Raw genomic sequence first — 17,581 nt, 5'->3', positions numbered from 1 at the left:
CTGGATGCTCCGGCGGCGCGGAGTGGCGCGCGCTGCACATCCGGCCCCGCAGTCCGGCATACCTTCCCCCTGCTTTTCGGTGTATCCCTGGCTCCCCCCCAACGGGCTTCCCCCCTGCCCGGCCCATCAGGAGCAAGCCATGCACCACAGCCGCCTCAGCACGTTCGTCATCGACTGCAAGGTCGGGGACCTCGAAGCCGCCACCCGGTTCTGGAGCGCGGCGCTGGGCCGGAAGGTGGCCCCACCGGACGCGGACTCGCCCACCTACCGCGAGCTGGAGGCGAAGCCGGAGGAGCCCATGCTCCTCATCCAGCAGGTGGAGCACGAGAGCCGCATCCACCTGGACATCGAGGCGGACGACCTGGACGCGGAGCTGGAGCGGCTGGAGGCGCTGGGCGCGAAGCGCGTCGCCTACGTGAAGCGCTGGTGGGTGGTGGAGGCCCCCACCGGGCAGCGCTTCTGCATCGTGCGCCCGCAGCGCGGCCCCCTGGAAGGCCGCGCCAACGTGTGGGACGGCGAGGGCCGCTGAAGAAAGCGCCCTACACCTGCGCCGGGCCCAGCGCGGCCTGGAGCAGGTCCAACAGCCCCGGCCATGCCTCCGCGGCCAGCCACAGCCCCTCCGGGGCGTGCGCCGCGGTCATCTTGAGCGAGGAGGACTCGAAGAGGCGGGCCGCCAGCGCGCCGTCCTTCGGCAGCTTCCCCTCCACCCGGAGCACCTGTCCGTCCCAGGCCAGCTCCGGCGGCAGCAGCCTGCGCGCCAGGGCCTGGAGCGCGGCCTTCCCGGCCCCCGTGCGCAGCGCGCCCATGAGCAGCGACGACGCGCCGGGGGACTCCTCCAGTTCCACCCGCCCCGGCGTGGCCAGCCACAGCGTGTAGCGCCCCTGGGCCAGCTCCACGCGCTGGGGGGTCGTCTCCACCCGCAGCTTCCAGCCCCGCACGTCCAGCCGCAGGTCGTACACGGCGGGGGCGCTGTCCCAGGAGCGCAGCGTGAGCCCCTTCACGCGGGAGAGCACGCTTCGCGACAGCGCCTCCACCCGCGCGTGCGACAGGCGCACCCGCCGGCCGGCGACGTCCACCGCCACCTCCTGGGCCAGTCCCTCCGGCAGGGCCATGGCCCACGCGAGCGCCCCGTCCAGCATTCCCATCCACGACTGCCCCGCCATCGCGCGTCACTCCCTGGGCCCCCTCCCGCCTCCCGACAGGGCGCCCGTCGGGTGCACAATGGGGGACGCGGGCGCCCCGTGCAAAGCCTCCGCGCGGTGCTACGGTGCGCCCCGTGCCCCAGAGCGAGTCCCTGTCAGAGCGGGTGGAGCGGTTGGAGCTGCCCTTCAACGAGTACGGTGTCGACCCGTACGGCATCTCCAAGAAGCACCTGAAGCTGGCGCTGGAGTTCTTCGCCTTCCTCTACCGGAACTACTTCCGGGTGCGCTGCACCGGCGTGCAACACATCCCCAAGCAGGGCCGGGGCATGCTGGTGGGCAACCACTCCGGCGGCGTCGCGGTGGACGGGATGATGGTGCTCACCTCCACCCTGCTGGAGATGGAGCCGCCCCGGCTGGCGCAGGGCATGGTGGAGCGCTTCATCCACAAGTTCCCCGTGGCCTCGCTGTGGGCCAGCCGCACCGGCCAGTTCACCGGCCTGCCCGAGCACGCCGTGCGCCTGCTGGAGGACGACCGGCTCCTGATGATCTTCCCGGAAGGCGCCCGCGGCACCGCGAAGCTCTACCCGGAGCGCTACTCGCTGGTGGACTTCGGCACGGGCTTCATCCGGCTGGCGCTCCAGACGCGCTCGCCCATCATCCCCTTCGCCTTCCTGGGCGGCGGCGCGGCCATCCCCACCATCACCAACGCGTACGCGCTGGGGAAGCTGTTGGGCATGCCGTACATCCCGCTGACGCCGTACCTGCTGCCGCTGCCCCTGCCGGTGGGGCTGGAGATCCATTACGGCGAGCCGCTCGTCTTCGAGGGCACGGGCGACGAGGAGGACCACGTCATCCAGGGCTACGTGGACCAGGTGAAGGCCCGCATCCAGCGGCTCATCGAAGACAACCGCGCCGAGCGCAACCTGCGCCGGACCCGGAGGCTGTTGCCATGAGGGTGTTGATTCCAGGCATCTCCGGCGGCATCGCGCGCAGGCTGGCGCTCAAGCTGCACGAGGCCGGCCACGAGGTCGCGGGCATCGACATCCGGCCGTGGCGGGACGCGCCCAAGGGCATCCAGGTGCACCCGGTGGACGTGCGCAAGCGCGCCGCCGAGGACGTCTTCCGCCGCTGGAAGCCGGAGGCGGTGGTGCACATGGCCACGGTGACGGCGTTCACCGTGCCCGGCGGCGAGCGCGGCCGCATCAACCTGGACGGCACCAAGGCGCTGTTCGACCACTGCGCGGCGCACGGCGTGAAGCAGGTGCTCTTCGTGGGCCGGCACACGTTCTACGGCGCGGCGCCGGACTCGCCGCTGTACCACTCCGAGGACGAGCCCCCGCGCGCGCTGGAGGCCATCCCGGAGCTGGCGGACCTGGTGGCCGCGGACCTGTACGCGGCGACGGCGCTGTGGCGCATGCCGGACGTCACCACCGCGGTGCTGCGGCTCGTGTACACACTGGGCACGCCGGGCACGGGCACGCTCGCGAACCTCCTGCGCGGCAAGCGCGTGCCCATGGTGCTGGGCTACGACCCGCTCTTCCACGTCATCCAGGAGGAGGACGTGGTGACGGCGCTGCAGCTGGCGCTGGAGAAGAAGGTGCGCGGCATCTTCAACGTCGCGGGGCCCGCGCCCGTGCCGCTGTCGGTCATCATCCGGGGCACGGGCCGCACGCCGGTGCCGCTGCCGTCGCCGGTGCTGTCGCTGCTCCTGGGCCGGGCGGGCTTCCCCCGCCTGTCCGTGGGGGCCACGGACCACCTGAGATACCCCATCGTGGTGGACAGCAAGCGCTTCCTGGAGGCCACGGGCTTCCAGTACGCCTACGACGAGGGCCGCATCCTGCGCGCCTACGCGGACGCGCTGCCGGTGGACCGGGCGGGCCATGGTGGCCGATAGCGTGGGCGCGGCCTCCGCCGCCTCGCCGGGCCTGTTGCGCCGGGTGGAGGCGGTGGTGTTCCTCACCGTGTTCCTGGACCTGGTGGGCTTCGGCATCGTCATCCCGATGCTGCCCTTCTACGTGCAGTCCATGGGCGGCTCGGCGCGCACGGTGGGCATCCTCCTGGGGTGCTTCAGCTTCACGCAGCTGCTCGCCACGCCGCTGCTCGGGCGGTACTCGGACCGGCACGGGCGCAGGGCGGTCATCCTCCTGAGCCTCTTGGCGAACGCGGTGGCGATGGCGCTGTTCGCGCTGGCCAGCTACCGGCTGATGCTGCCGCTCTTGTTCGCGTCGCGCATCCTGGCGGGGGCGACGTCCGGCAACATCGCCGCGTGCCAGGCGGCGCTCGCGGACGTGACGACGAAGGAGACGCGCGCGAAGGCCATGGGCCGCATTGGCGCGGGCATCGGCCTGGGCATGGTGCTGGGGCCCACGCTGGGCGGGCTGTTCTCCGGGCTGGGGGCGTGGGTGCCGCCGCTGCTCGCCGGGGGCCTGGCGCTGGTGGGCTTCCTGGGTGCGCTCATCGCGATGCCGGAGACGCACCCGGTGGAGAAGCGCGTGGCGGCGAAGTCCCAGGCGCGCTGGGCCGCGCTGCAGGACCCGTCGCGGCGCAAGGCCTTGGGACTGGTGCTGGGGTTGTTCTTCGCCGTCTTCCTGTCCATGACCACGCTCCAGGTGGCGTTCGCGCTGCTGGTGCAGGCGCGGCTGGGCTGGGGCTCCAAGGAGGTGGGCTACACCTTCGCGGTGGTGGGCGGCCTGGGCATGGTCATCCAGGGCGGGCTGATTGGTCCGCTGTCCCGCGCGGCGGGTGAGTTCCGGCTGCTCATCACCGGGGCGCTGCTGCTGGCGTGCGGCATGGCGGGGCTCGCGGTGTCGCATCAGGCCCTGCCGATGATGGTCGCCGTGGTGCTGGTGGGCGTGGGCACGGGCTTCCTGCAGCCGCTGATTTCGAGCCAGGCCTCGCAGGTGGCCCCGCCGTCGCAGCAGGGCGCCGTGCTGGGTCTGGCGCAGTCGTGCGGCGGGCTGGCCCGCACGGTGGGTCCGGTGGCGAGCGGCTGGATGTATGCGTCCTGGAGCACCCAGGCCCCCTTCCTGACGGGCATGGTCTCGGCGCTCGCGGCGGCGGGGCTGAGTGTGCTGCTCCATCGGGAAACCGGGGACGACGCGGGGCGCTAAAGCCTTTCAGACCCACCCGGGTCCCTTCCTTCCCGGAATGCCATACCTCCTTTGGGGGGCTTGTCATCACCCGACCCGTGAGAGCAGGCTTTTGCTCACGAGGGGGCGGTGAAGCCATCACTCCCGGGGGGTAGTGCTTGCCATTGGCGGGGGAAGTCGCGCTGCTGGATGCATTGGACCGCCAGGCCCGGCGCCGGGCGGAAGGCATCGCGACCCTGAGCGTGCTGGAGGGACCGGAGGCCCTGGGGGGGACCCTCTGGAACCGGTGGGCCGCGAGGCACGGTCAGACGGTGGTGGAGGTCTCCGGGGAGGACCCGCATGCGGCGGCGCTGGGCTGGGCCCGGGCGCTGGCGGCGACCCGGGACCTGGGGGCGGACGCGGAGGCGCTGGCGATGTTCAGCCTGACGGCCGCGAATCCCAGACACACGCCGGTGTTCCGGGGGAAGACAGCGCATGAGCGGCGCGTGTTGTTGGACGCGCTGCCGCCGCCCGCGCTGTTGCCGGAAGCCACCTGGGCGCTGTGCCGGGAGCTGGTGATTCACCGGGAGGCGGTGGAGCCCGGGGCCCTGCCGGACGCGGTGCGCACGGCGCTCCAGAAGAACCTGGCCACGGGGCTGCGCGCGTTGCATGCGCTGGTGCCGCCCGGGAAGGCGCCGGTGGTGCGGGTGCCCGCGGGGGAGGCGCCGTCGTGCCGGGGGCTCCGCGTGGCGGAGGTGCTGAGCAACGCGGTGCCGGCGCTCGCGGTGGCGTGCGGGGTGTCCAGCGAGGCGCTGGGGGCGTTCCTGGCGGGCGGGGAGACGCGGCTGAAGGCGCTGGTGCGCGAGGGCGTGCTGGAGGTGCCGGTGGAGCCCTCCGAGGCCGCGAGCGCGGTGGCGACGCTCCGGAAGCTGGAGCGCACGGGCGCGACGGAGGCGCAGCGCGTGAGCGCCGCCGAGGTGGCGCTGGCGGTGCTGACGGGCGCGGGCGAGGCCGGAGCGGACCGGGCGCGGAGCAAGGCGGAGGCGTACCTGCGCGACCGGCTGGAGGAGCACCCGGGCACCGCGGGCCTCTTCGAGCTCAACGCCCGGCTGCATCCCGAGGACAAGCGCTCCTGGGAGGTGGACCTGCTCTGCCGTTCGCTGCGCATCGCGGTGGAGATCGACGGCTACCACCACTTCCAGGATCCGGAGCGGTTCCGCCGCGACCGGCGCAAGGACCTGGACCTGCAGCGCGAGGGCTACTGGGTGTACCGGCTGCTCGCGACGGACGTGCTGTCCCAGCTGGAACACATCCTCCACACCCTGGACACGTTGATTGAAGCCCGGAGGCGCGAGCCTGGCGGGCGGGAGCCACGACATGGACACCGACACCCCTGACACCCGACTCCAGGGCCTGGCCCTGGCATGGCTGGCGACGCGCTCGGAGAAGAAGGCCGGCACGCGCAACGAGCTGGCGAAGACGCTGCATGCCTTCGTGGAGCACCGCTGGAGCCGGGGCGAGTGGACCGGGCGGTTCGACGCGCTCTTGACGGGGCTGCTGGACGGCAAGCTCGTGGAGGCCCGGGGCCGCGCGGGGCTGGCGCTGACGGGGCCGGGCCGTCAGCAGGCGCTGAAGTTCCTGCGGGTGGAGTCGCCCAAGGGGCTCACGTGGAAGCGCGTGAAGCAGCAGCACCTGCTGGCGAAGGGGCTGGGGCTGCCGGGCTCCAAGCCCGCGCTGGGGCGTTTATCGGACGCGGACGGCGTGCGGGCGCTGGTGCTCAAGCGGGCGCACAAGGTGGCGGGGCCGGAGACGCCGACGCTGGCGCAGGTGCGCGACCGGCTGCTGTGGCGGCAGCTGGGTGTGGAGACGGAGGAAGCGTTCTCGCTGCGCGCGGTGCAGGCGCACCTGCTGGGCAAGCTCCTGGAGCAGGAGGTCAGCGACCCGAAGCGCGGCGTGGAGCAACTGGCCGCCCGCGCGGTGGGCGCGTCACGCGTGGACGCGGAGGTGGTGCGACTGGCGGCGCTGCGGGAGTGGGTGCTGGCGGAGGCAGCCCCGGTGCAGCCAGGAACGTCCGCGGAAGCAGCGCGGGTGGAGGCTCCGCCCTCGGACACAGCGTCCTTCGCCAGGCGGGTGCTTGCCGTGGCCCGGGCGCTTCCCACCGGCCGCTTCGGTGACAACAAGGTCTTCATCTCCCACGTGTGGAAGGCCATGCAGCCTGAGTGGTCGAGCCGCGATGCATTCGACTCCGCACTGCTCAGTGCCAACCGCCAGCGACACCTGTCGCTGAGCCGCGCGGATGTCACCTCCGCCATGAGCGCGTCGGACGTCAACGAGTCCGAGGTCCGTGCCTACGGCGCCACCTTCCACTTCGTCGTTGTCTAGCCCGTCCTCCTGGAGCGCTCATGCCCACCGACGCCCGCCTCGAAGCCTTCCTGGCTGACGGTCCCGAGATCTTCAACAGTGTCCAGCAGGGGCAGACCCTCTGGAAGCGAGACCCCTTCGACGTCGAATCCATCAACGCCCCTGCGCGTCGCGTCTTCGAGCGGTTGGTGAAACGTGCGACACGAACGCCCCCGCCAGACTCCGGAAAGCTGCTGCTTCTCCTGGGCGAGTCAGGAAGTGGCAAGACCCACCTGGTCCGCGCCTTCCGCAACAGCGTGCACGGCCAGGGGCTTGGCTACGTCGGCTACATGCCAATGACCGTCGACGCCACGAACTACGACCGGCACATCCTCTCCAACTTCATCCAATCCCTGGATCGCCCCTACGACTCGGATGTGAATGAAGAATCAGGGCTGATGCGGTTGTCGGACGCGGTCATGCGGCACTGCACCAGTGCCTTCGCGCCGCTCATCCCGGAAGAGAGCATCCTGGAGGAGCACGAACTGCACGACATGATCCGTGCGCTCGCGGATGAGCTGCATGCGGACCCCCGGTTCCGCCATGTGGACGTGTACCTGCTGCGTGCCCTGCTCTGCCTCCAGCGAAGGGAAGCACGCTTCCACCACCGCATCCTCCAGTGGCTTCGCTGCGAGGACATGGCCCCCGCTGACCGCGCGATGGTCGGAGAGCTGGTCCCCAGGACCGCGGACGACGACCCGGTCCGGATGATGGAGGACCTGGGACGGCTCATGGGAGTGATGGGTCAGGCCCTGGTCATCTGCGTGGACCAGGTGGAAGACCTCCACGACTTCGAACAGCGCCCCGGAATGGAGCCGTCCTTCCGCCGGGCCATGAACAGCCTGGCGGCAGTCGTGAGTCACGTGCCCACGGCCATCGTGGTGGTGTGCTGCCTCACCGACTTCTGGACGACCATGCGGAGCCGACTCAATCAATCCATCATCGACCGCATCGAGGTCGACCCCGAGCCCCTGGACCTGGATCGCCTCGTCACCGCGCAAACCGCGCGAGACATCGCTGCCCGCCGGCTGAAGTCCCTCTACGAACAGCAGGGGATTCCGTTCGACCCCGGCAATCCCACCTACCCCATTCCTCCGGAAGGCTTCGAGCTGTTGAGCGGCGTCAGGACGCGCGATGTGCTCAACGCGTGTCACCGCTACCGGGACCGCGCCATCCAGGACGGGAAGCTCCCGGCGGCTTTTCCGTTGGCCGAGAAGCCAAAGCGTCCGAGCGCCCAGGTGCCCACCGTGACGGCTCCCGTCACCAAGGACCTGGATCAGGCGTGGACGGACTTCAAGGCCAACTTCAAGGGGCAGATTCCGGACGAGGACCCGGAGATCGCGGCGCTCCTGGGTTGGGCCATCGAGGTGAGTGGTGAGGAACTGGGAGGCCCGACCCGCTTCAAGGTGAAGCCTCGCGGCGAGGAGACGCTAGAGGTGACCGTCCAGCCTGGAGACGCCCAGCTCTTCGTCGCGCTCTGCAACAACTCCTCACGCGGTGGCCACCTGGGCCGACAGATGGCGAGTGCGCTGAAGGCCGCCGCGGGCAAGCTGGCCGTCCTCGTGCGGACCACGGACTTCCCGGGAGCCCTGGGCACCCTCGTGGAAGAACAGACGACGTTGCTGCTACGCAAGGGAGGCCGCCGAGCGGTCCTGGGCAACAGCGACCTGCGTGAACTGGTGGCATTGCAGGCCTTCCGTCAGCAATACACGGGACCAGAGTTCCTGGGCTGGAGCCGGACCTCGCGCCCGGTGACCCGGCTCAAGAGCATCACGGATGTACTCGCGCTCGAAAAGCCGGGGCCTGGCCCGGGTCAGCCACCCAAGGGTGGCTCGACGCCTGAACAGCCGTCGCAGACCCGACCCGAGGGTGGGCAGTCAGCGACTTCCAGGCTTGCCGACAACGTCAGCCATCTCACCGCCAGGAAGCTTCCGGAGGCGGTGAAGGCCCCTGTCTCCGCGGGCCCGATGCGACTGGGCGTCTCCGAGGGCGTCTTCTCCAACACCGTCTCCGTTCATCCGGATGAACTGACGAAGCACAGTGCCTTCCTCGGCGGCCCTGGCAGTGGCAAGACGACCCTGGCCCTGAACCTCATTGAACAGCTGGTGATCCAAGGCGTCCCGGCGCTCCTGGTTGACCGCAAGGGCGATCTCGCGGCCTACGCGCGGAGGGAGGCCTGGGAGGAGGAGCTGGACGACCCGGTGATGGTTGAACGCCGGCGACTGTTACGCGAGCGCGTGGACGTGGCGCTCTACACCCCGGGCCGCTCGGATGGGCGCTCACTCGCGATCCCGGTGGTGCCTCAGGGGCTCGACAAGCTTCCCCCTGCGGAACGCGACCAGGTCATCCAGCAGGCGGCTGACGCCATTTCCAGCATGCTGGAGTACAAGAGCAGCCAACGCGACCGGGCCGCGAAGGCGCTGTTGGCCCAGGCACTCCGGTTGTTGGTGCAGCGGCCTTCCGGGAAGGAAATCACCCTGGACCTCATCCAGCGCTTCGTCGCGGCCCAGGACATGACGCTGGTCCAGGAGGCGCACGGACTGGATGACAGGGTCTTCACCAAACTGGCCCAGGACCTCGCGACGCTGCGGCTCAATGCCCAATCCCTGCTCTCCAGTCAGGGAGAGAAGCTCGACATGGGCGAACTGCTTGGACAGGGAAGCACCAAGGTGCCGGGAAAGACGCGGCTGACCATCGTCAGCACCAAGTTCCTCGGCAGCCTGCAGAACTCCCTCTTCTGGGTGTCGCAGCTGCTCGTGGAAGCCAACCGCTGGGCCAGTCAGCACCCGTCGCCGAAGCTCCAGGCGGTGCTTCTCTTCGATGAGGCGGACATCTACCTCCCAGCGATGAGCGTCCCGTCCACGAAGCAACCCATGGAGAACCTGCTCCGGCGTGCCCGCTCGGCCGGCATCGGCGTGATGCTCGCGACGCAGAGCCCGGGAGACCTGGACTACAAGTGCCGCGACAACGTGCGCACCTGGTTCGCGGGCCGCGTGAAGGAAGAGGTGGCGCTCAAGAAGCTCAAGCCGATGTTCGCGGATGCACGGGTGGACGCGGCCGTACGACTGCCGCCCCAGAAGATGGGCCAGTTCCACGTCCTGCGCGACGGTCAGGTGGAGCAGCTCAAGGCGGACCGGAACATCATCAAGACAGAGCAACTCTCCGAGGACGAAATCCTCCAGCTCGCGCACCGCTCGCGCGAGCAGGGCTCCTGACGCCCGTTCCACGGCCGCCCCCTTCCCCGCTGGCTTCAGGCCCACGGGCAGGGAGGCGCTCCCCTTTCCTGGACTGGACTGGCCCTCGGGCGGGGAGTCGTCCCGGCCGACCTCGCGCGGCCTCTTCGGGCGGCGGACCCCATACTTCCCCCAGGTGTCTTCCGTAGGGGGAAGCAGGAATGGTCTTGCGACAGGGCCAGGGACGGACCGCGCGTGGGCGCCCTGCATCCGAGGAGGGCTCGTCCCTCCAGGCCCTCGAAACCCTGGAGCGCATCTCGGATGCGGTCCTCTCGCTCGACCGCTCCTGGCGCTTCACCTACCTCAACGCGCGCAGCGAGTGGCTGCTGCGGCGCCCGCGTGCGGAGCTCCTCGGCCGTGTCGTGTGGGACGAGTTCCCCGAGGCACGAGGCTCCGTGTTCGAGCGGGAGTACCGGCGGGCGCTCGGGGAGCAGGTCAACGTCGCGTTCGAGACCTACTACGCGCCCCTCGACGCCTGGCTCGACGTGCGGGCGTACCCCTCCTCGGGGGGCCTTACCGTCTGCTTCCGGGACGTCAGCGCCCGCAGGCACGCCGCGCAGGCGCTGCATGAGTCGGAGCAGTTCCTGCGCTCCACGCTCGACTCGCTGTCCACGAACATCGCCATCCTCGACGGCCAGGGCGTCATCCTCGCCGTCAACGCCGCGTGGCGCCGCTTCGCGCATGACAACGGCTGCGTGGAGGTGGACGGGCGCAGCCCGTGCGGCGTGGGCGCGGACTACCTGGGGGTGACGGAAGCCTCCCGGGGCGAGAACGCGGAGGAGGCACCGTCCGTGGCGACGGGCATCCACGCCATCCTCGCGGGCCGCGCCGATTCGTTCCTCATGGAGTACCCCTGCCACGAGCCCGGGGGAGGCAAACGGCGCTGGTTCCTGCTGCGCGCCACGCGCTTCGCCGGAGCGGGTCCGCTGCGCGTGGTGGTGGCCCACGAGGACATCACCGGCCGCCACGAAGCCGACGAGGCGCGGCGCCAGCTGGTCCGGGAAGAGGTCGCCCGCGAGGAGGCGGAGGCGGCGCGGGAGCGGATGAACGCGGTGCTCGAGCGCATCACCGACGGCTTCGCCGCGTTCGACCGGGACGGGCGCTTCACCTACGTGAACCGGCCCGCGGAGGCGCACTTCGGCCGCAAGCGGGAGGCGCTGCTGGGCCGGCGCCTGGAGGAGGTCTTCTCCGGCACGCAGGGCTCGGCCATGGCGGCCCTGCTGCGCCGGGCGACGCAGGCGCAGGTCCCCGTGGAGGAGGAGCAGCCCTCGGTCATGGACAACCGCTGGCTGCGCGTCGTGGCGTACCCGTCACCGGAAGGGCTCTCCGTCTACTTCCGCGACATCACCGAGCAGCGGCGCGTCGAGCTCTGGAGCCGCTTCCTCTCCGACATGGGCACCGCCAGCACGCGCTCGCTGGACTGCGGGGACGTGGTCCGCACCGTGGTGACGCACGCGGTGCCCACGCTCGCGGATGGCTGCGCCATCACCACGCGGGTCAGCGGCACCGAAGAGGAGTCCTCCACCGAGGCCGCCGCCGTGACACCCGGCCTGGAGGACGTGCTGCGCGCGGCGTACGCCCCGGGGGCCCGGGGCGCGCTGGGACGGCTCGTGGCGCAAGCGGCGCGCACGGGGTCGGGGGTGCTCCTGCGCGAGCCTCCCCAAGACAGTCCCGGCGTGGAGTCCGCGGTGGCCGCGCCGCTGGCCCTCCAGGACCGGTCCCTGGGGGTGCTGCTGCTGGTGTCCACGCGCCCGGGCCTGCACTACGGGGTGGAGAGCCTCTCCCTCGTGAGCGAGCTGGCGCGGCGGACCGCGCTGGCGCTCGAGAACGCGCGGCTGTACCGCACCGCCCGGCAGGCCGTCGCCGCGCGCGACGAGACGCTGGGCATCGTCTCGCATGACCTGCGCGCGCCGCTGAACACCATCTCCCTCTTGTCCCGCAGCGTGGAGAAGCGCCTGGTCCGGCGGGAGGAGGGGGCGGAGGCCGCGGAGGCGCTGCGGAAGATCCGTGTCGTGGTGGGCAACATGGAGCGGCTCATCGACGACCTGCTGGAGGTGGCGCGGGTGGAGTCGGGACGCGCGGCGCTGGACGTGGAGCCGCTGGACGTGCCCCGGCTGCTCGGCCAGGTGCAGGCCTTGAACGAGCTGCTGGCGGCGGACAAGGCGCTGCGCCTCGAGGTGGCCGTCGAGCCGGGCCTTCCCCGGGTGCGCGCGGACCGGGCGCGCGTGGTGCGCATCTTCCAGAACCTGGTGGGCAATGCCATCCACTTCACGCCGCCGGGGGGCCACATCCTCCTGAAGGCGGAGTGCCGTGGTGAGCAGGTGTGCTTCCGCGTGGAGGACTCGGGGACCGGCATCGACGCGGCGGCGCTGCCCCACGTGTTCGACCGCTTCTGGCAGGCCATCCACGCGCGCAAGGCGGGCGCCGGGCTGGGGCTCGCCATCGTCAAGGGGCTGGTGGAGGCGCACGGCGGACGCGTCTGGGTGGAGAGCCAGCCGGGCCACGGCGCCGCGTTCTTCTTCACGCTGCCGGCCCTCCCGGAGTCCTCCACGAGCCTCCAGCAGGGTGGCGAGGAGGCCAGTCCCTGACGGCCTTCCACGGGCCCCCGCGCGCGGATCTACACTGGCGCCATGCACGCGCGGCCCGCTTCCTTCTCCACCGTCTCCGTCGATGGCGTCGTGCAGCGCTGGGAGGACCTGCGCCTCCAGGACTTCGCCCAGGGCTTCTTCTTCGGCGCGGGCTTCTTCACCACGTTCCGCATCGACGCGGGGCAGCCCCGGTTCCTCGCGCGGCACCTGGCCCGGCTGCGCGGAAGCCTCGACGCGTTCCCCGCCGCCGTGCACTCCCCGGCCCCCGAGCTCCTCCACGAGGACGCCGTGCGCGAGTCCCTGCGCCGCTGCCTCGCGGCGGATGCGGCCCTGGGTCCCCGCTTCACCGGCGTGGGCAAGCTCGCGGTCAGCGACGGACACGTGCTGGGCACCTTCCGTCCCTTCGCCGTGGACCTGGAAGCGCATCACCGGGAGGGCCGGGAGCTGGACAGCGTGGAGGCCGGGGCCTACCGGCGCGCGGAGCGCACGGTGAACCACAAGGGCCTGGCCTACTTCCGCCAGCACGCGCTCCTGCCGCGCCTGCCCGTGCTGACCAACGAGGCGGCGGAGGTCTGCGAGCTGCCCACCGCCAACCTCTTCGTGCAGCTCGACGGGGCGCTCGTCACCCCGCCGCTCTCCGCGCCGTGCCTGCCGGGCATCGCCCGCGCGGTGCTGCTGGCCATGGCCTCCGTGGACGGGCTCCCGGTGGTGGAGCGCGTGCTGCCGCTCGCGGACCTGGCCCGGGCGCAGGCGTGTTTCTACAGCAACGCGGTGGCGCTGGCCGTGGGCGTGCCGAGGCTGCTGGGCCGCGAGCTGCCGGACAGCCCGCGGCTCGCCGAGCGGGCCCGCGCCGCGCTGGAGGCCCGGGCGGTCCGCGAGGGCTGAGCACGCCCCCATGGAGTGCGGCACACTCGGGGCCATGACCCGTTCTCTCGTCATGGTCCCCCGCTGGGCTGGAAGCCCCGACACGGACTTCTATCCGTGGCTCACCGCGAAGCTGCGCACGCCCCCTCCCCTCTTCGACGACGTGCGCACGCTGGCCATGCCCACGCCGGGCGCCCCCACCCTCGACGGCTGGGTGTCCACGCTCGCCACCGCGGTGGGGCCGGTGCCCGCGCCCTCCACCGTGTTCCTGGGCCACAGCGTCGGCTGTCAGGCCGTGATGCGCTACCTGGCCACGCTGCCCCCGGGCCACACCGTGGCAGGGGCTGTGTTCGTCGCGGGCTGGTTCGAGGTCGACACGCCCTGGGACACGCTGCGGCCGTGGCTCGACACGCCCATGGACCTCGAGCGGATCCGCGCCGCGCTCCGCCGCTGCGTGGTGGTGCTGTCGGACGCCGACCCCTTCACCTCCGACTTCCGCCGCAACACGCGCCTCTTCGAGGAGCGCCTGGGCGCCGAGGTGCGCCTCGTCCCCGGCGGGCGCCACTTCAACAACCCCCAGGAGCCCGCCGTGCTGGCCGCCCTCCAGGAGTGCTTCGGTGCGTCGCGCTGAGCAGCCGGCCGAGCAGGCGAAGGACGTGGCAATTTTCGCGGCCACCCCCATCTTTGGAGGACCTCGAAGGACTTTCTTCAACGACAGGGGGCTCGAGATGGAGACCAAGAAGCCAGACGAGAAGCAGGTCCAGCACCAGGGCAAGAGCGAGGACGAGAACCTGCGCCACAAGGGCGGCGGGCGCGAGTCCGAGGCGGACCGCCATGCGGGTCCGAAGCCCGAGGGCAACGGCGGCACGGGGCAGCCCGCGGCGTTCCCGGAACACAACTGACACCGGGCGCGTCACCGGTTCCCACGGAAGCGGCCCGAAGGCGCTTTCGTGGGGGCCGGAAGCCATTAACCTGGGGGGCATGTCCGCTCCCGCGCCCTACGTCTCCCGCGTCCCCTTCGAGGCCGTCCACCCGAAGACCCTGGCCGTGTACTGCTCGGACGGGCGCTTCACCGAGGCCGTGGAGGACCTGGCCCACCACCTGGGCCACGCCCGCATCGACACGATGACCATTCCTGGAGGCCCCGCGCTGCTCAACCGCTGGGCCTCGGACTACCTGGAGAGCGCGGGCTTCACGAAGGCCGCGAGCTTCCTCATCGAAGGCCACCACATCGAGGACGTGCTGCTGCTGGCGCACGCGGGGTGCGGCTACTACCACGCGAAGCACAGCGCGCTCGGGCCGGACATCGCCGTGGAGCAGCAGCTGAAGGACCTCCAGTTCGGCGCGAAGGAGCTCCAGACGGCCTACCCCCACCTGCGCATCCACCTCTTCTACGTGCGCCCCAAGGGGAAGACCGTCGAGTTCGAGCCCATCCCCCGCGAGGGCTGAGCGGCGAAGAGACAGGTGTCCGCCGACCTGATACGGGGACACCGTGAAGACGCAACACGTAGGCCGTGCGCTCCTGGCGCTGTCCCTGGGTGGCTTTGGCATCGGGACGACCGAGTTCGCCACCATGGGCATCCTCCCGCGGATCGCCAGCGGGCTCGGGACGACGATTCCCCGGAGCGGTCACGTCATCGCCGCCTATGCGCTGGGCGTCGTGGTGGGGGCGCCGCTGGTCGCCATCGTGACGGCGCGGATGTCACGCCGGGCGCTGCTGCTCCTGTTGATGGCGGCGTTCACCGTGGGCAACACGGCCTCGGCGCTGGCGCCCACCCTCGACACGCTCATCGTGGCCCGGTTCATCGCGGGCCTGCCGCACGGCGCCTACTTCGGGGTGGGCTCCGTCGTGGGCGCGGAGCTGCTGGGGCCCGGGCGCAAGGGACGCGCCGTGGCGCTGCTCATGGCGGGGCTCACCATCGCCAACATCGTCGGCGTCCCGGCGGCGACGTTCCTCGGGCAGCAGCTGGGCTGGCGGAGCACCTTCCTGCTGGTGGGCGTCATTGGCCTGGTGACGCTCCTGGCCCTCTGGCTGTGGGTGCCGCACGTGGCCTCGCTGGGAGGGAGCAGCATCCGCCAGGAGCTGTCCGCGCTGCGGCAGCCGCAGGTGTGGTGGACGTCGCTGGTGGGCGCGGTGGGCTTCGGGGGGCTGTTCGCGGTCTACAGCTACATCGCGCCGACGCTGACGTTCGCGTCGGGCCTGCCCGAGTCGGCGCTGCCGTGGGTGCTCGCCCTCTTCGGCGTGGGCATGACGGTGGGAGCGATGCTGGGCGGCCGCCTCACGGACCACTCGGTGACGCTCGCGATGTGGGTGGGGTTCGGCGCGACGACGCTCGTGATGGGCCTGTTCGCGCTCACGGCCACGTCGCCGTGGGCGGCGGTCCCGCTCGTGTTCCTCATCGGCGTCTCGGCGCAGTTCCTCGCGCCCGCGGTGCAGGTGCGGCTCATGGAAGCCTCTCCGGGCGCGCCCTCCCTGGCCGCGTCCATGTCCCACTCCGCCCTGAACATCGCCAACGCCGCGGGAGCATGGCTGGGCGGTCTGGTCATCGCGGCCGGGTGGGGCTACCTCGCGCCGGCCTGGGCCGCCGTCGCGCTCACCCTCCTCGGGGCAGGACTCTTCGCGGTCGCGAACCGTGGCGGCGCTGGCCGCCCCGCGGCAGCACCAGCACCCGCGGAACACGCGTAGTCATGCGGCCGGGCGCCCCCTGAAGCAGCTCAGCGCGCCCCGCCCTCGCGGGCCGCCGCGTCCTGGAGCCCATGCCGGAGCGCGTCCAATAGCGACGGGGGGTCGCCCACGCGGAAGGCCTGGAGCCCCGCGTCGAAGTCCGCGCGAGCCCCCGCGACGTCGCCTCGCTGGAGCCGGAGTACACCCCGTTCGTACAGCAGCTCGGGGTCCACGGCCTCACCCGCCTGGGACGCGAGCGCGGCGGTGAGGTCCTGCTCCGCGGCGTCCGCCTGCCCTGCTCGGGTGCGGCTCCGGGCCCGCTGCTGGAGGAGCCATGGGTTGCCCCGGTCCTCCGCGAGGGCCGCCGTCCAGTCGGACTCCGCCTCCGTCAGCCGTCCCAGCGCCTCGAGCGACTCCGCGCGCTTCATGTGGAGCACCAGCGCCTTACGGAAGCCCGCGGCCTCCACCTGCGTGAAGCCCTCCACCGCCTCCGCGTGCCGCCCCAGCCGCGCGAGCGTGAGCGCCCGGTGGTAGCGCGTGGCCACGTGGCCCGGTGCCAGCTCCAGCACGCGGTCGAACCAGGGCAGGGCCTCTTCGGGCTGGCCGCCCCACACGCCCAGCGTCAGCCCCACCTCCACCAGCACCCGCACCTGTGTCGGGTGCGCCTCCGCCAGCGACCGGGCCAGCGCGAGCGCCGACGTGTAGCGGCCGCCCCGGCGCAGGCGGTCCACCTCGCGCAGGGGCTCGGACAGCTCCGGGGGCCAGGCCTGTCGTCCGTTGCGTTCCATGCGGTGGGGGCGGTCGTCCGGCATTTCGCAGGCGCGTCCCGGGGTGTCAAGGCGGCGACTTGACCCGGGAGCCCGGTCGCGAGAAGAGCGCTGGCATGAAGCCCTGGGAAACAGTGGAGCGAGCGCAGGTGCCGGACGTGGGAGAGGTCGTGCTCGCCCGGCGGGATGAAGAGTACGTGCTGCGCGTGCGCGGCCAGACGTTGATGTCCAGCCGTCAGCATGGCTCGGAGATGGCCATGGCCGAGGCCGGCTGCGCGAACCTCGCGGCGGACGCGCCCGCCCGGATACTCGTGGGCGGGCTGGGCTTTGGCTTCACGGTGCGCGCGGTGCTGGACCGGCTGGGGCCGGGGGCCCGCGTCGTGGTCGCGGAGCTGATGTCGCCGGTGGTGGAGTGGAACCGGGGCGTGCTCGCGCCGCTGGCGAAGGCGCCGCTGGAGGACCCGCGCGTCACCGTGGTGGAGGGGGACGTGGGCAAGGTGATGCGCAGGCAGCAGGGCGCCTTCGACGCCATCCTGCTTGACGTGGACAACGGCCCGAAGGCCATGACCCATCCCGACAACGACAGCCTCTACGACCTCACCGGCGTGTCGCACGCCTACAACTCCCTGCGCTCCAACGGGACGCTGGTGGTGTGGAGCGCCGGGCCCTCGCCCGCGTACGTGAAGCTGCTGGAAGAGGTGGGCTTCTCCGTCCAGCTGCTCCACCCCACGGCGCACGGGACCAAGGGGACGCGGCACACCCTCTTCGTCGCCCGGCGCGTGCCCAAGGCGAAGTCGTCGTCCGCTCCGTCCCGTCCGCCGGCCCGGCGGCGCTGAAGCACGCGAGCGTTCTTC

At 71.7% G+C, this 17,581-nt stretch carries 16 protein-coding genes; 14 read left to right on the top strand and 2 right to left on the bottom strand.

What is annotated here, in order from left to right:
• Positions 1–139 precede the first annotated feature (139 nt).
• A complete protein-coding gene (locus NR792_RS35520; RefSeq protein WP_375757143.1) occupies positions 140–529 on the top strand; it encodes a VOC family protein in 390 nt (129 codons plus the stop codon).
• 10 nt (positions 530–539) lie between these two features.
• Here the strand turns inward: NR792_RS35520 and NR792_RS35515 are convergent, their stop codons facing one another.
• On the bottom strand, positions 540–1,163 hold the full coding sequence (locus NR792_RS35515) for a hypothetical protein (protein ID WP_375757142.1): 624 nt from the start codon (positions 1,161–1,163) through the stop codon (positions 540–542).
• 104 nt (positions 1,164–1,267) lie between these two features.
• On the opposite strand from NR792_RS35515, the gene NR792_RS35510 reads away from it, so the two are divergent.
• From NR792_RS35510 to NR792_RS35455, 12 genes are all read left to right on the top strand, one after another.
• The gene (locus NR792_RS35510) at positions 1,268–2,095 is read left to right on the top strand and encodes a lysophospholipid acyltransferase family protein (protein WP_375757141.1); all 828 of its coding nucleotides are present in this window, start codon (positions 1,268–1,270) and stop codon (positions 2,093–2,095) included.
• Positions 2,092–3,036, top strand: coding sequence for an NAD-dependent epimerase/dehydratase family protein (locus NR792_RS35505; RefSeq protein WP_375757140.1), 945 nt, complete (start codon positions 2,092–2,094; stop codon positions 3,034–3,036). Before NR792_RS35510 ends, NR792_RS35505 begins: the two co-directional genes overlap by 4 nt.
• Positions 3,023–4,252 carry an MFS transporter gene (locus NR792_RS35500; protein WP_375757139.1) on the top strand — a complete coding sequence of 410 codons (1,230 nt, stop codon included), beginning with the start codon at positions 3,023–3,025 and terminating at the stop codon, positions 4,250–4,252. The genes NR792_RS35505 and NR792_RS35500 overlap by 14 nt, the downstream gene beginning before the upstream one ends.
• 143 nt (positions 4,253–4,395) lie before the next feature.
• Positions 4,396–5,607 (top strand): endonuclease domain-containing protein, encoded by a 1,212-nt coding sequence (locus NR792_RS35495; protein ID WP_375757138.1) that lies wholly within the window; start codon positions 4,396–4,398, stop codon positions 5,605–5,607.
• Positions 5,588–6,592 carry a hypothetical protein gene (locus NR792_RS35490; protein ID WP_375757137.1) on the top strand — a complete coding sequence of 335 codons (1,005 nt, stop codon included), beginning with the start codon at positions 5,588–5,590 and terminating at the stop codon, positions 6,590–6,592. The genes NR792_RS35495 and NR792_RS35490 overlap by 20 nt, the downstream gene beginning before the upstream one ends.
• Positions 6,593–6,612: 20 nt before the next feature.
• Positions 6,613–9,825 carry an ATP-binding protein gene (locus tag NR792_RS35485; RefSeq protein ID WP_375757136.1) on the top strand — a complete coding sequence of 1,071 codons (3,213 nt, stop codon included), beginning with the start codon at positions 6,613–6,615 and terminating at the stop codon, positions 9,823–9,825.
• 179 nt (positions 9,826–10,004) lie between these two features.
• Complete coding sequence (locus tag NR792_RS35480; RefSeq protein WP_375757135.1) at positions 10,005–12,431, top strand: PAS domain-containing protein; 2,427 nt, start codon at positions 10,005–10,007, stop codon at positions 12,429–12,431.
• Between the two features lie 42 nt (positions 12,432–12,473).
• Positions 12,474–13,316: an aminotransferase class IV gene (locus NR792_RS35475; protein WP_375757134.1), complete on the top strand. Its 843-nt coding sequence runs from the start codon at positions 12,474–12,476 to the stop codon at positions 13,314–13,316.
• Between the two features lie 34 nt (positions 13,317–13,350).
• A complete protein-coding gene (locus tag NR792_RS35470; protein WP_375757133.1) occupies positions 13,351–13,926 on the top strand; it encodes an RBBP9/YdeN family alpha/beta hydrolase in 576 nt (191 codons plus the stop codon).
• A 97-nt stretch (positions 13,927–14,023) separates the two neighbouring features.
• The gene (locus NR792_RS35465) at positions 14,024–14,197 is read left to right on the top strand and encodes a hypothetical protein (protein ID WP_375757132.1); all 174 of its coding nucleotides are present in this window, start codon (positions 14,024–14,026) and stop codon (positions 14,195–14,197) included.
• Positions 14,198–14,276: 79 nt separating this feature from the next.
• Positions 14,277–14,744: a carbonic anhydrase gene (locus NR792_RS35460; protein WP_375757131.1), complete on the top strand. Its 468-nt coding sequence runs from the start codon at positions 14,277–14,279 to the stop codon at positions 14,742–14,744.
• 43 nt (positions 14,745–14,787) lie between these two features.
• Positions 14,788–15,981: an MFS transporter gene (locus NR792_RS35455; protein WP_375757130.1), complete on the top strand. Its 1,194-nt coding sequence runs from the start codon at positions 14,788–14,790 to the stop codon at positions 15,979–15,981.
• Between the two features lie 29 nt (positions 15,982–16,010).
• On the opposite strand, the gene NR792_RS35450 is transcribed toward NR792_RS35455, so the two are convergent.
• Positions 16,011–16,748: a tetratricopeptide repeat protein gene (locus tag NR792_RS35450; protein ID WP_375757129.1), complete on the bottom strand. Its 738-nt coding sequence runs from the start codon at positions 16,746–16,748 to the stop codon at positions 16,011–16,013.
• Positions 16,749–16,843: 95 nt separating this feature from the next.
• Here NR792_RS35450 and NR792_RS35445 point away from each other — a divergent pair, with 95 nt between their 5' ends.
• Positions 16,844–17,563 (top strand): hypothetical protein, encoded by a 720-nt coding sequence (locus NR792_RS35445; protein WP_375757128.1) that lies wholly within the window; start codon positions 16,844–16,846, stop codon positions 17,561–17,563.
• Positions 17,564–17,581: the final 18 nt, after the last annotated feature.

The organism is Corallococcus exercitus, assembly GCF_042231735.1.
GTDB lineage: Bacteria > Myxococcota > Myxococcia > Myxococcales > Myxococcaceae > Corallococcus > Corallococcus exercitus_B.
Note: the sequence above shows the minus strand (reverse complement) of the source record. Positions and strands in the feature narration are given on the sequence as shown.